The sequence below is a fragment of the Stenotrophomonas maltophilia genome, assembly GCF_047782825.1.
Taxonomy (GTDB): Bacteria; Pseudomonadota; Gammaproteobacteria; order Xanthomonadales; family Xanthomonadaceae; genus Stenotrophomonas.
In genome coordinates this window covers 24,930-38,111 of sequence record NZ_CP180589.1, presented here as the reverse complement: position 1 = coordinate 38,111, position 13,182 = coordinate 24,930, and the positions used below count along the sequence as shown (strand labels likewise).

The window sequence follows — 13,182 nt, the reverse complement described above, 5'->3', positions numbered from 1 at the left end:
TCTCCTTGCGGTTGGGTAAGCGGCAGCGGCGGCCGGCTCAAGGCAGTCTAGCCTGAGCCGCCGCAACCTCGTCATCGATCTGTGCGTGCAGGGTGGCGGCCTTCCCGGCCAGTGCCGCGCCGCTGGCGGCCTGCCCGGCCAGTGCGGCCTGTCGCCACGCCGGCAGCAGGACATCATGGATGCGCGCGAAGCGCTGCAGCAGCACGTTGTCCTGGTCCTGCAGCAGTTGCCATTGGCCGGCTTCCAGACGCCGCAGCGCGGCCAGGCGGTGCAGATGGTCCAGCCGTGGCGCCAGTGCGGCCTGCCCGGCGGCATCCAGCTGTGCCAGGCGGGCCGCGGCCAGCGCGGCCCAGGCATCCAGTGCCACGGCCGCCTCCTCGCTTTCGGCAAGCGCTGCGGCACGCAGGTGCATGTGCTGCTGCAGCTGCTGCGCCTGCTCACGCGCCTGCAGGGCCAGCACCCCCAGCTGCGACTGCAGCGCCCGCGCCTCCGCTTCGCGGTCGACATCGCGCCCCAGCAGGCGGCCCCACCAGCTTTCCTGCCGGCGCAGCCGTGCCGGATCGCCGGCCTGCAGGGCCAGTGCGATGCGCGCCAGCGCCGCCACCAGGCCTTCGCCCGCAAGCGCTGGCAGTGAGTTTCCGCGCTCGGCCAACGCCTGCAGCAACGGCGCGCCGTAGTCGGCCAGCACGGCGACATCGGCCGTGGCTGGCAGCTGCGGGGCTGGCAATGGCGCCGGCGTGGTCACGGCAACGGCGGCGGCTTCGGTGTCGGCGCCGGGCTGCCTTCGCTGTTCTCCGGCGGCAGTGATTCACCGTAGAAATGACGCATCAGCGCTTCGTCCAGGGCCCGTTCTTCCGGCGTCGTGGCACGGCGCACGCGGGCGCGCGGGGCCACCGCCGCGGTCGGGCCGCCGCGTTCAACCTGCTGCCGTGCCCACCCGGCGAACGCGGCCAGGGTCTGCACCACCTGGGCCTGCTGTTCCTGCGAAGCCGCAAGCAGTTCCACCAGCGGGGCCAGGCCTGCCTGCAGATCCTCGGCCAAGACCGTGGCCGGCAGGCTGGGGGCGGCGGCAGCCGCAACCGGCGCCGGCGCGGCCGGCGCGGGGCGGGTTTCGGACAGGCGCTGCAGGGCCTGCAGCAATGCCGGCCAGGGCGCGGGGTCGGCAACGGGCGCCACCGGCGGTGCCGGCGGCGGCAGCTGCAGCGCACTGGCGATATCGGCCAGCTGCGCAACCACGCGCCCGCCGACATCCCCGTCGCCGGCGCCCATGGCCTTGTTGCGCAGGAAATCGCGCTTGATCTGCGCCCAGCGCTGCACCTGCGCCTCGTCCAGCACGCCACGCAGCTCGGCCAGTTTCAGCAGGTTTTCCTCGGCACCGGTGGTCAGCAGCTGCGCCTCGCCCAGGTAGTGGTCGGAAATCAGCTGCTGCAGCTCCTCTTCGTTCATCACCGGCGAGATCTTCTCGGCCAGCTTGTTCATGTTGCGGTAGCTGCCCTGCAGGCGGAACGGCGGCTCGGTGCGATAGCGGTCATCCTGCGCGGCACTGGCGATGTACTGCTGGTTGACCCGGTAGACCACGTCGCGCACGCGCAGCATGCGCTGCAGGGTGGCGGTGATCTCATTGACCTCCGCGCCGCTGTAGGCGTGGCTGAGCCCGTTGGTGGAGACATCCTTGCCCATCGCGCGGTCGACCAGCAGGTACAGGTCGGCCATGTCACGCGTGGCCAGCGGCGCCAGCACCGGGTTGGAGGTCAGGCTGTTCTCGATGTAGCTGAGGGTGAACGCCGCCTCCATGCCACCCAGCACATCGCCCAGGTTGTAGATGTCGGCACGGTTGGCCAGCATGTCCGGAATCTTGAACACTTCACCGGATTCGGTATACGGGTTGCCGGCCATCACCACGCAGAACTTCTTGCCGCGCATGTCGTAGGTACGGGTGCGGCCGCGCCACACGCCTTCGATGCGGCGGGTTCCGTCGCACAGCGAGATGAACTTCTGCAGGAACTCGGGATGGGTGTGCTGGATGTCGTCGACATACAGCATGGTGTTGTTGCCCATCTCCAGGGCCAGGTTGAGCTTTTCCAGTTCCTGCCGCGAGGTCGCATCGGGCGCCTGTGCCGGATCCAGCGAGCGCACCTCGTGGCCCAGCGCCGGGCCGTTGATCTTCATGAAGACCAGGCCGAGCCGGTGCGCCACGTATTCCATCAGCGTGGTCTTGCCGTAGCCCGGTGGCGAAATCATCATCAGCAGGCCCATCAGGTCGCTGCGCTTGTTCTCGCCCACCGTGCCCATCTGCTTGGCCAGGTTGTCACCGATCACGCCCAGGTAGACATCGTTGATCAGCTTGTTGCGCACGAACGAGGACAGCGGCCGTGCCTTGAATTCGGACAGGCGCAGGGTCTGCCGCTCGCGGTTGATGATGCCCTGGCGCACCGCCTGGTACGCATGGAAATCGGGCACGAAGCGCTTCAGGTGGTGCTGCAGGCGTGCCAGGAAGTCATCCAGCGACAATGACAGCGTGCCGTTGTGGATGCGCGGGTGCTCACCGAGCAGGCCCGGCACGTCCACGCGCAGCGGTGCGTTGCTGGCACGCGTGCGCAGCTGGCGCTGCACCAGCAGCAGCGCGGCCGCTTCGTCGGCATAGCCGGCGTGCGCGGCCTGTGCCGGCACCCCGGCCAGGGCGCGCAGCCACTGCCCGGCCAGCGCCCAGCGCGCGGCCAGCGGATCCTGGGTGCGCTGCAGGGCGCGTTCCAGGGCCTCGCGCTGCCCGGCCTGGTCCAACTGCTGGGCCAGGGCCTCCAGCAGGGCCTGGGCATGCTTGCTGGTGCTGAACACCGGTTCGCCATTGACCAGTTCTTCGGCCAGATAGGCGGCCGCCGCGTCGGCGGCTTCGTCGTCGAAGGGCAGCGCCTGTGCCTGCGCGAACGCGGCCAGTGCCGCGGCCATCTCCGCACGCAGCGCCATGCGGCCTTCATCGGACCCGAACAGGTTCGCGATGGTCTCCGCACCGGCCTGGCGGCTGGGCCACTGCAGTACCGCTTCGTCGCGCTGCTGCGCTGCCCAGAACAGCAGGGCCAGCGCGCGCACGCGCGGCGCATGGCGCAAGGGGCCCGCAGACTGCTGCAGGGGCAGCAGCGCGCGCAGGATCAACGCGGCGTCGTGATCGTGGATGCCCCGCTCGTAGCCTTCGCGGTAACGCGGCGCGGCGAAGGCGCGGACGCGCTGGTCCAGTGCTTCGGGCGTGGCCACATCGTGCTGCAGCTGGGCCAGGTCCAGCCCATCGTGGCCCTGCTGCGCGGCCAGCAGCAGGCTGCCGGCCAGGTATTCGCCGCGATAGATCGCATCGGATTCCGAATCCAGGGTCACCGGCCAGAACGGCTTGAGGGCCTCCAGTTCCGGGTCGTGCAGGGTTTCCAGGAAGTCGGTGCCGGTCAGGTGGATGGCCAGTGTGTCGCCGCGCGGCAGCAGGGTCAGGTCCAGGGCCTGGGTGTTGACGCTGAAGCGGTGGCGCGGGCCGAGCCGGACCACGTTGCCGCCGGCTTCGTACAGGTCGCTGCGGTCGCGCAGCTGGCGCACGGCCTGGTCGCGCACGCCCTTCAGCCGCGCCTCGATGTCATCGGCCTTGACGTTGTCGCGCAGCGCGCGCAGGCGCTCGGCCAGTTCGCGCAGCTTGAGGATGAGCGGATCGCCGGCGAAGAACGCATTGAGTTCATCGGCGGTGGCGAAGCGCTCGGTGCGCTTGGCCAGGCCATCAAGGATGCGGTTGGCCGCATCCAGTACCGAACGCGCCTTGCGCTGGCGGTCATCCAGCAGTGCCTGCTTGTGCGTCTCGAAGGCTTCGACCAGTTCCTCGCGCTTGCTGAGGATGTCGCCGAGGAACTGCTCGTGCTCACCGAACTGGCTCTCCAGTTCTTCCAGCTGCACCAGCAGGCGCGACAGCTGTTCGTCCGCCTTTTCCGGATCGCTGGCCATGGCCAGCGCACTGGTGATGGACTGCGAGAACAGGGCGAACTGGGCGGCAAACTGCGCGACCGCTTCGGCCGAACCCAGGGTGCGGCGGCGCTGTTCAGCGCGGGTACGCGCCTGGTTCAGCCGCCCGTACAGCGCGGAAATCGATTCAACCACGCGGGTACGCGCGGTGGCATCGTCCACCTTCAGCCCGGCCATCAGCTCGGACAGCATGTCCAGATCGGCGGCCATGCCGCGCATGCCCTCCAGGTGCTCATCCAGCAGGCGTGCACTGCTGGCCTGCTGGGCGGCTTCGTCCAGCGCCTGCAGGCGGCTGCCCAGCGGTGCCAGCGCGGCATCGCCGGCCAGGAATTCACCGGTGGCCGCACCGACACGATCCTGTGCCTGCACCAGTTCGGCGGCCATGACCTCGATGCGCGCGGTATCGATGTAGCGCAGTTCGCGGATGGTCAGCAGCCGCCCGCGCAGTGCAGTGATCTCGTTCAGCGCCTCGACGAAGGCCTGCACCTCGTTCCAGTTCTGCGGCTGCAGGCGGCCCAGGAGGGCCTTGTGCGTGGCCTCGGCGTCGACCATCGCCTGCGCCGACTGCTGGCGGATCGACTGCACCTTCTCGTATTCGTCCAGCACCGATTCGCCGGTGGCGCTGATCTGCCGCAGCAGCGCCTCGGCACCGTCGCAGGCCTCGTCACCCAGCCAGTGGTGGCTGTCGAACAGGCGGCGGGTATCGGCCACCAGGCGCTGGTAGCGCTGCACCGACACATCCTGGCCGTCGATCTCGCGCGCCAGGTTGAACAGGTTGGAGATGCCGCGCACCAGTTCGGCATTGCCGATGCGGCCCATGAAGGTGTTGCCCGGCGGGCGGCTGGCAGCGAACTCATCGCTGCTGAAGGGCGTCTGCCACACCTGCATCGGGTGGATGCGGGTCGGCTCGGCACCTTCGGCATGGAACAGCACCATGCGCCCGTCCTGCATGAAGGCATAGCCGTGGCCGAATACGGGGTTCTGCAGCACGCGCTGGATGGTGTTGTAGACGAACAGCGCCGAACGGCCACCTTCGCGCTCATAGAAGATGTACAGCACGTCTTCGCCGTTGGGCGAGCGGATGCTGCGCTTGAACTGCATGCCGGCCATCGAGGCATCGAAGGCCTTGTGCTCGCCGCCCTGCAGGTAATAGCCGCCGGGGAAGATCACGCCGTGGTCTTCGGGCAGCTGCACGCAGGCCTGGACGATGGCGTCGTTGCGCACGATGTCGCCGGTGAGCGTGTTGTAGATCAGCCCGCGCCACACGGTTTCGCGGTAGGGCAGCACCTTCAGCAGCAGCAGCGAGCCCACGCGGGCGAACTCGAACTGTGCGTCGTCCAGCGACTGGGTGCTGTCCTCCACCGGTTCGCTGTAGATGCCCTGCCCGGTTTCGGTGTTGTTCTCGACCTTGATGGTCAGGTCACCGCCGGTGGTTTCCACGAACAGGGTGTCGAGGATGTTCAGGTGCGAGTGGCGGCCGTTCACCGCCAGGTCGCGGGTGGCCTTGGTCCACTCGAAGTCGAACGGCGGCGGCAGCGCGATGTCGCGCTCGCCACGGGCGTCGAGGTAGGTCAGTTCGCCGTCGCGCGCCAGCGCCCAGCGGAACACGCGCACATCGCTGCTGCGCTCGCCGATCTGGAACGAGGCCAGCAGCTTGTCGCCGACCACGATCAGCTGCAGCAGGCGTGCATGCTTGTAGTAGGCGTACAGCTCGTTGAAATCGTGTACGAAGCCGGGCTGGTCGAGGAAGCTGCCCTTCAGTTCCAGCGCGGCGACATCGTAGCCATCCTTGCCCTGCACCAGCCGGTACAGGCCGAAAACATCCTCGATGCGGGTCTGGGTCTTGAGCCCGATGAACACGTTGTAGCCGAACAGCAGGCGGTCCGGCCCGACCTGGACAACGTCGCGGCCGACGCAGTTGTTCTCGCTGCGGATGCGGAACCGGCCCACCACTTCCAGGCGGCTGTCGCCGAATTCGGCCAGGCGCTGGCGGTTGAGTGTTTCGGCCAGGGCCTGCAGGCGCTGGCCCTGCTCGCCCAGGCGGCGGCGCAGTACTTCGTAGGCACCGCCCTGGGCGACGGCCTGGTCGACGGTGTTGCCGCCGGCCTCCGGCGCAGTGGATTCGGCGGTCGGTTGGGTTTCGGACATCAGCAGGCTTCCGGGTCACGGGCGGCCGGCCGTCGATGCGGCCGGCGCAGGCGGGCGGTGGCCATCATGGCCACCGCCAGGTGCATCAACGGGCGCTGTCGACCACGCTGGCCGACACGTTCGGCACCGTCTCGGCGTCCTCGGCGATCTGCCGCGGCGCGGGCTCGGCCACGGCCACGCCCAGATAGCGCTGCATCAGTTCCTGCACGATCGGGCTCTTGCCGGCGAAGCCTTCAATCGACTTGCCCAGCGACACTGCCTTGACCAGGTTCTCGAACATGCCACCGTCGCCACCGACCAGGTCGATGTCGGCATTGCGCAGCGCGCTGGCGATGACGTTGGCGTTCTCGCGCGAGACTTCCTTGCCGGCTTCGATCGAGGCCAGCGCCTGCTTCAGGCTGTTGTCCAGCATCATGCGGAACTCTTCGTGGCCGCGTGCCTGGTCGCTCAGCGATGCGATGGCCTCGAACTTGCGCACCAGGCCTTCGGCTTCGGCCAGCAGCTTCTTCTGCACCACGCCGGCTTCGGCGTTGCCCAGCGATTCGGTGGCGGTGGCACGGGCCAGGCCCATCTTCTCTTCGCCCTGGGCCTGTGCCTGCAGGGTCTGCGCCAGCACCTGGGCTTCATTGCTGCCCTGCTTCAGGCTGGCTTCGGCCTTGGCTTCGATCACGCGCGCTTCGGCGATGCCCACCTTCTCGATGGCCAGCGCGGAGGCTTCACGCACCTGTGCTTCGGCCAGGCCCGGTGCGGCCTGCTCGGCGCGCAGCGCGTCGGCCAGCAGGCGCTTGGCTTCGGCCTGCTTGCCGGCTGCTTCGTGCTCGGCCTGGGCCAGGGTGGTCAGTTCCACGGCGCGGTGCTTGGACGCGGTTTCGCGCGCCTGCGCTTCCTTCACCTCGCGCACCAGCGCTTCCTGCGCCTTGCCCTCGGCTTCCAGGATCAGCACCTGCTTCTGGCGATCGGCCTCGGAGACTTCACGCACTTCCTTGATGCGCTCTTCTTCCTGGGCCACGGTCTTGTCGATGGAAATGCGCTCGCGGGTGATGTTGGCCACGTCCATCTTGCCCTGCTCGACCACCTTGTCACGCTCCACGCCCTGCAGCTGCACTTCGCGGTCGGTGGTGACCTGCTCCAGCTGGCGCGCACGTTCCACGCGCTCGGCTTCGATGGCCACGGCGCGCTGGCGGTTCTGCTCGGCCACTTCCACTTCGCGCAGGCGGTTCTGGTCGCGGATCTCGATCAGCTGCTGCGCTTCGATGCGTGCATTCTCGGACAGCTGGCGCTGCTCTTCCTGCACCTTGGCGGTCTCGGCTTCCTCGCGCGCGCGGATGGTCTCGATCTCGCGCTTCTGCCGTGCTTCGGCCTCGGCCTGCTGGCGTTCCAGGGCCAGCAGCGCTTCGCGGGCTTCCACGTTCTTCTTGGTGATGGCGAGCTTCTCGTTCTGCTCCAGCTCGTTGGTCACCACGTTCTGCGCGGCGGTCAGCTCGGTGATCTTGCGGATGCCCTGCGCGTCAAGGATGTTGAACTGGTCCAGCAGCGACTTCGGCGTCTGTTCCAGGTAATCGATGGCCACGTCTTCGAGCACATAGCCGTTCAGGTCGTTGCCGATGACCGCGATGATCTCGTCGCGGAATTCCTGGCGCTTCTCGAACAGTTCGGTGAAGTCGAACTTCTTGCCGACCGTCTTCAGCGCTTCGGAGAACTTGGCGTTGAACAGTTCATCGACCGCGTGCTTGTCCGAGGCACGGTCGGCACCGATGGCCTTGGCCACGCGCAGCACGTCGGCCTGGGTCTCGTTCACCCGCAGGTAGAACGCCACGGCGATGTCGGCACGCATGTTGTCGCGGCAGATCAGGCCTTCCTTGCCGCGGCGGTCGATCTGCAGGGTGATCAGGCTGATCCGCATCAGCTCGGCGCGGTACAGCACCGGAATGATCAGGGCGCCGGTGAAGTGCACCTTGGGCGTGGCGCTCATGTCGTTGACGATCAGGGCCACGCCCTGGTCGACCTTGCGATAGAACGCCTTGAACAGGCCCGCCAGGCCCAGCAGCAGGCCCACGATGACGATGATCCCGATCAGGAAAGGGGCCGCGCCAGCTAGATTCATCGGTGATTCTCCTTGTTGCCCGGAAGCAGGTTGTCCTGGAAATCGAGGGCGACCGCATCGGCGCGGACCACCCGGTAGTAGTGCTGCTCGGCCACGTGCTCGACCAGCACGATGCGCTCGCCACGCTGCAGTTCAATGTCGCTGCGCACCTGCAGGATCAGCCCGGCACCGCCGTCATCGACGTTGGCGTGGCCGCTGCGGGCGTCCACCTTCGGCGAGGCGACCACGCCCACCCGGCCCAGCAGGGACGCCTGCGGCACCGGCTGCAGGCGCAGCAGGAAGCTGCGGATGGGCCGCAGCAGCAGTGCGGTGACCGGTACGGCGGGCAGCGGTGCCAGCACGGCCACGACCGTGCCCAGGCCCCAGCGCAGCACATCCGGCAGCGGCAGCAGCAGATAGAGATGAACGAAATAGGTCAGGGCCCAGCCGAAGAACGCCAGCATCGTGACCACGACCATGACCGGTACGCCGCCCAGGCCGAAGCGCTGCAGCAGGGCCGACACGCCACTGAGGTCGGAGCCACCGTCGAGCGCGCCATCGGCGCCAAGGTCGCCGAAACCGTCATCGACCAGGCCAAAAGCGGCAAGTCCCCAATACACGAGCGATACCGCCAGCACGACGCTGTACGGCAGGGTCGGGTAACCGAACACGACGGTGAGGAATTCCTGCATCGCTCTGCCTTCCCGGGCTGTGGGCGCGTGGCGCCCGTTCGGAATCCGCCGGAGGCGGTTCCGTCGATCCCGCCGCGGCCCTCATGGCCACAGCTTCCCCTTCATCCTATGTGAAGAAGGTGTGCAGGGACAAATGTGAAGGCGCAGGCCGCCCCGCAGGCGGCACCGCGCGGCCAGCGCTGCTGGATCAATCCAGCACGGTGCAGTCGGCGCTGCGGACCTCTTCAACGAACGTGCGCATCTTGTAGCCGTCCTTGATGCCCGGCTCCACCTCGATGCCACTGGACACGTCCACGCCCCACGGCAGGGTGGCCAGGATGGCATCCTTCACGTTGTCCGGGTTCAGGCCACCGGCCAACAGGAACGGACGGTGCAGGCCGGTGGGAATGCGTGCCCAGTCGAAGGCCACGCCGGTGCCGCCACCGCCGCCCGGGGCGTGGCTGTCGAACAGGAAACCGGCGGCGCTGGGGTAGCGCAGCTGCAGGGTGCGCGCGTTGATCTCCTCGCGCCCGCCCATGGCGATGGCCTTCAGGTAAGGCATGTTGAAGCTGCGGCAGAAGCTCTCGTCTTCCTCGCCGTGGAACTGCAGCAGGGTCGGCCGTACCGTGCGCAGCACTTCACGCACCTCTTCCTTGCTGTTGTTGCGGAACAGGGCCACCACGTCGACCATCGGCGCGATCGCCTGGCGCATGGCGCGGGCTTCGGCCGGGGCCACCCGCCGGCTGCTTTCGCGGGCGAAGATGAAACCCACCGCGTCCACGCCCAGTTCGCCGGCCAGGCGCACATCGCCGGCGCGGGTCATGCCACAGAACTTGATGCGGGTACGGTAGTAGGAGCGGCTCATAAGGTGACCTCGGCAGGCAGATGCCAGTTGTCGGGGTACAGCGGCCCCAGGAACACCAGCCCCTGCGGAGGTGCGGTGGGGCCGGCAACGGTTCTGTCGCGTCCGGCCAGCAGCTCGGCGATCCATTCCACCGGTTTCTCGCCGCTGCCGACCAGGATCAGCGAACCGACGATATTGCGGACCATGTGATGAAGGAATGCATTGCCGCGTACGGCCACCTCGATCACCTCGCCCTGGCGGCTGACCTGCAGCGACTGCAGTTCACGCCGGGCATGCAGGGCCTGGCACTGCACCGAGCGGAACGCGCTGAAGTCGTTCTCGCCCAGCAGGGCCTGGCCGGCGGCATGCATCAGGGTCTCATCCAGCACCCGCCGTTCCCAGCTGAGGGTCTGCCGGTCCAGCGCCGGGCGCACTTCGCGGTTGAGCAGGCGGTAGCGGTAGCGCCGGGCCCGTGCCGAGAACCGGGCGTGGAAATCGTCGGCTACCGGCACGCACCAGCGCACCGCGATCGAGCGCGGCAGGCGGGTGGTGGTGCCCAGCATCCAGGCGCGCGGGTCGCGCACCACATCCGTGTCGAAGTGCACGACCTGGCACTGGCCGTGCACGCCGGCATCGGTGCGGCCGGCGCAGACCACCTGCAGCGGCGTGTCGGCCACCGAGGACAGGGCCTGTTCCAGGCTGGCCTGGACGCTGGGTCCGCCCTCGCCCAGGTTCTGCCAGCCCCTGAAATCGCTGCCGTCGTATTCGACGCCGAGCGCGTAACGCATGTGGTGCTACCTCGATGTTGCGGGTGGGGCGGCGCTCAGGCCGGGTCACGCTCGGACCAGACCGCCAGTTCGTTGCCACCGGGCTCGACGAACTGGAAGCGGCTGCCCCCGGGAAAGGAAAAGACCGGCCGGACGATCTGCCCGCCGGCCGCGCGCACGGCAGCTTCCACCGGTGCCAGCTGCTCGGCATACAGCACCAGCAGCGGCGCACCGGCCTCGGCACGCAGCGGCTGGCTGCGGAAGAAGCCGCCCTGCAGGCGGCCATCATCGAAGGCGGTGTAGTCATCGCCGTAGTCGACGAACGACCAGCCGAACACCGTTTCGAAAAAGGCGCGGCTGGCCGCCGGATCGGCCGAGGCGAATTCAACGTAGTCGATGCGGTTGTCGCGGCTCATGGCGGGTCCTTGGCGTAGGGTGGTCAGGCCAGGCGGGCCAGCAGTTCGCGCGCCTGCGCCTGGCAGTGCACGTCGCCGCCTTCGGCCACTTCTTCCAGCAGGGTGCGCGCGGTCTGCGCGTCCCCCAGGTCCAGATAGGCGATGGCCAACTCCAGCCGCTCCTGGCCCACGCGGGGGGCCCAGTCACGGCGGCCTGCGTCGGCATCGGCGGCGACATCGGCGTCGGCGCTGGTGTCCTGCAGCGGGGCGTGTTCATGCCCGGCAACGTCCGCTGCAAGCGCGTCATGCGCGGATGCGGCCTGTGCGTTGGCATCCACTGCCTCGGCGGGCAGATCGAAGACCCCACGGAAGCCCGGCTGCTGTTCGGCCTGCAGGGCGTAGTCGGGCACGCCGATCGCCTCGTCCGCATCGTTCTGCTCGGCCGGGGCTGCGGCAGCGGCTTCGGGTTCGGGCTTGTCCCAGCGCGGTGCATCGCCCACGCTCGGCGGCAGTTCCACCACGGCGTCGCTGTCCAGCTCGCCGGCATGCCAGCGGGAATCGGCATCGAGGGCTGGTTCCTGCAGCGGCTCCTGCAACGGCTCGGCCGGCGCGTCTGCCTGCGCTTCAGCCGCCACGGCGGCGTGTTCGTCTTCGCTGGCCCAGGCCGGCATCGACGGCTCCTGGCGTCCACTGTCGTCATGGGCCGATGCCCAGGCCGACTGCTCGGCCAACGAATCCAGGGCGGCGCCCGCGGGCACGGCGGCGGCCAGGCCGGCGGCATCGCCCTCCTCGCGCAGCGGCGGCAGCGGCGAGGGCTTGCGACGGCGCAGCAGCCAGGCAGCGCCGGCCACCAGCAGGACCAGTGGCAGCCCCAGCCAGTACCACGGCGTGCCGGCACTGGTGGCGCCCGGTGCCTGCGCCAGGCGCTGCTGGGCTGCGGCCAGGTCGTTGTCCTTCATCGCGATGAGCGACTGCTGCTGGTCCTTCAGTTTTTCCAGTTCGGCCACGCGCTGCTTCAGCTCGCCGATCTCGGCATCGCGGGTGGCGACATCTTCCTTGGCCTGCCGCAGTTGTTCGTTGCCCAGCATGTCACCCTCGCTGCCGGCACCGGTGCCGGTGGTTGTGCCCGCGTGCGTGGCGTCGGACGCCAGCGCCGGAGCGATCTCAAGACGGGCGCCGGCGGCGGCCGTGGCCGTGGCCGCAGCCGGGGCGGCCGCCGTCGCCGGCGTGGCCTGCGCGGGGGCACCGGCCGGCTGTGGCACGGTACGCGCCTGCCGCCACTGCGCGGCATGTTCGCGCACCAGCGCGGCCGCTTCGCTGGCATCGATGGCGGCCAGGCTGTCGGCACCGGGCACGCGCAGCACCGCGCCCTGCTTGAGCAGGTTGACGTTGCCGCGGATGAAGGCTTCGGGGTTGGCGCGCAGCAGGGCGATCATCGCCCGGTCGCGGCTGATCTGGTTGCCACGGGCCAGCGCCCCGGCAATCTGCGAAAGCGTCTGCCCCTGCTGGACCTTGATGGTGCCATCGGCGGGTGCCGCGGCGGCCGCAGCCGGCGGACGCGGACGCGGCGCCGCCGGGCGTGCTGCAGCGGGTGCCGGCGCGGCGGCTGCCGGAGCCGCTGCCACGGGTGCATCGCGGACGATGGTGTCCGACAACACGCCGGCCGGCGCGACGATTTCCGGTTCGGCCACGGCCAGCGCGCTGGAAGGGGCATCGACCAGGGCGGAGTATTCGCGGACCAGGCGGCCCTGCCCCCAGTCGGCCTCGATCAGGAAACTCAGCGACGGGGTTTCCACCGGGGCCTGCGAGGTGACCCGCACCACCGCCCTGCCTTGGCTGTTGGTGGTCAGTTCAAACTGCAGTTCGCTGACCAGCCCGGTCGGGCGCTGCAGGCCGACGCGTTCGAAGGTCACCGGCGAGGCCAGCGCAACGCGCAGGTTTTCCAGCTCGGAAGGATCGGCGGAGATGACCGGGATTTCGGCCAGCAGTGGCTGCCCGGGGCGCGACAGCACGCGGATGTCGCCCAGCCCCAGCGCCATGGCCGAACTGCTGGCCAAGGCCAGCAGCGCAGCGGAGAGATAGGTGAGCGGGCGCCGTGCGCCCTTGGCCCGTTTATTCATGGGCGACACTATAAAGCGTGCGGACCACGGTCCGCACCCACCGGGGGGAGAGATACCCGCCCACCGGGCGGCGGCGATGCCCGGTAGAGTCGAGCTTGCTCGACTGCCTTCAAAGCAGTCGAGCAAGCTCGACTCTACGAAGGGCACACCCGCCCACCAGGGCA

At 68.9% G+C, this 13,182-nt stretch carries 8 protein-coding genes; all 8 read right to left on the bottom strand.

Annotation, left to right across the window (positions count from 1 at the left end; genetic code table 11):
• Nucleotides 1–37: 37 nt before the first annotated feature.
• The gene (locus ACM2ZB_RS00140; protein WP_416056973.1) at nucleotides 38–745 is read right to left on the bottom strand and encodes a hypothetical protein; all 708 of its coding nucleotides are present in this window, start codon (nucleotides 743–745) and stop codon (nucleotides 38–40) included.
• The gene (locus tag ACM2ZB_RS00135) at nucleotides 742–6,138 is read right to left on the bottom strand and encodes a DNA repair ATPase (RefSeq protein WP_416056972.1); all 5,397 of its coding nucleotides are present in this window, start codon (nucleotides 6,136–6,138) and stop codon (nucleotides 742–744) included. Before ACM2ZB_RS00135 ends, ACM2ZB_RS00140 begins: the two co-directional genes overlap by 4 nt.
• 85 nt (nucleotides 6,139–6,223) lie before the next feature.
• Complete coding sequence (locus ACM2ZB_RS00130) at nucleotides 6,224–8,242, bottom strand: hypothetical protein (RefSeq protein ID WP_313441112.1); 2,019 nt, start codon at nucleotides 8,240–8,242, stop codon at nucleotides 6,224–6,226.
• The gene (locus tag ACM2ZB_RS00125) at nucleotides 8,239–8,913 is read right to left on the bottom strand and encodes an OB-fold-containig protein (protein ID WP_313441114.1); all 675 of its coding nucleotides are present in this window, start codon (nucleotides 8,911–8,913) and stop codon (nucleotides 8,239–8,241) included. The genes ACM2ZB_RS00130 and ACM2ZB_RS00125 overlap by 4 nt, the downstream gene beginning before the upstream one ends.
• Before the next feature lie 187 nt (nucleotides 8,914–9,100).
• Nucleotides 9,101–9,757 carry a phosphoribosylanthranilate isomerase gene (locus ACM2ZB_RS00120; RefSeq protein WP_313441116.1) on the bottom strand — a complete coding sequence of 219 codons (657 nt, stop codon included), beginning with the start codon at nucleotides 9,755–9,757 and terminating at the stop codon, nucleotides 9,101–9,103.
• Entirely contained in the window at nucleotides 9,754–10,524 is a 771-nt protein-coding gene (gene truA, locus ACM2ZB_RS00115; RefSeq protein ID WP_416056971.1) for a tRNA pseudouridine(38-40) synthase TruA, read from the bottom strand. Before truA ends, ACM2ZB_RS00120 begins: the two co-directional genes overlap by 4 nt.
• 35 nt (nucleotides 10,525–10,559) lie before the next feature.
• Nucleotides 10,560–10,919: a VOC family protein gene (locus tag ACM2ZB_RS00110; RefSeq protein WP_313441120.1), complete on the bottom strand. Its 360-nt coding sequence runs from the start codon at nucleotides 10,917–10,919 to the stop codon at nucleotides 10,560–10,562.
• 23 nt (nucleotides 10,920–10,942) lie between these two features.
• A complete protein-coding gene (locus ACM2ZB_RS00105; protein ID WP_416056970.1) occupies nucleotides 10,943–13,018 on the bottom strand; it encodes a FimV/HubP family polar landmark protein in 2,076 nt (691 codons plus the stop codon).
• Nucleotides 13,019–13,182 lie beyond the last annotated feature (164 nt).

Coding starts and splice junctions, on each gene's coding strand:
- ACM2ZB_RS00135 (WP_416056972.1), bottom strand. CDS start 6,138: ATGTCCGAAACCCAACCGACCGCCGAATCCACTGCGCCGGAGGCCGGC.
- ACM2ZB_RS00130 (WP_313441112.1), bottom strand. CDS start 8,242: ATGAATCTAGCTGGCGCGGCCCCTTTCCTGATCGGGATCATCGTCATC.
- ACM2ZB_RS00125 (WP_313441114.1), bottom strand. CDS start 8,913: ATGCAGGAATTCCTCACCGTCGTGTTCGGTTACCCGACCCTGCCGTAC.
- ACM2ZB_RS00120 (WP_313441116.1), bottom strand. CDS start 9,757: ATGAGCCGCTCCTACTACCGTACCCGCATCAAGTTCTGTGGCATGACC.
- truA (WP_416056971.1), bottom strand. CDS start 10,524: ATGCGTTACGCGCTCGGCGTCGAATACGACGGCAGCGATTTCAGGGGC.
- ACM2ZB_RS00110 (WP_313441120.1), bottom strand. CDS start 10,919: ATGAGCCGCGACAACCGCATCGACTACGTTGAATTCGCCTCGGCCGAT.
- ACM2ZB_RS00105 (WP_416056970.1), bottom strand. CDS start 13,018: ATGAATAAACGGGCCAAGGGCGCACGGCGCCCGCTCACCTATCTCTCC.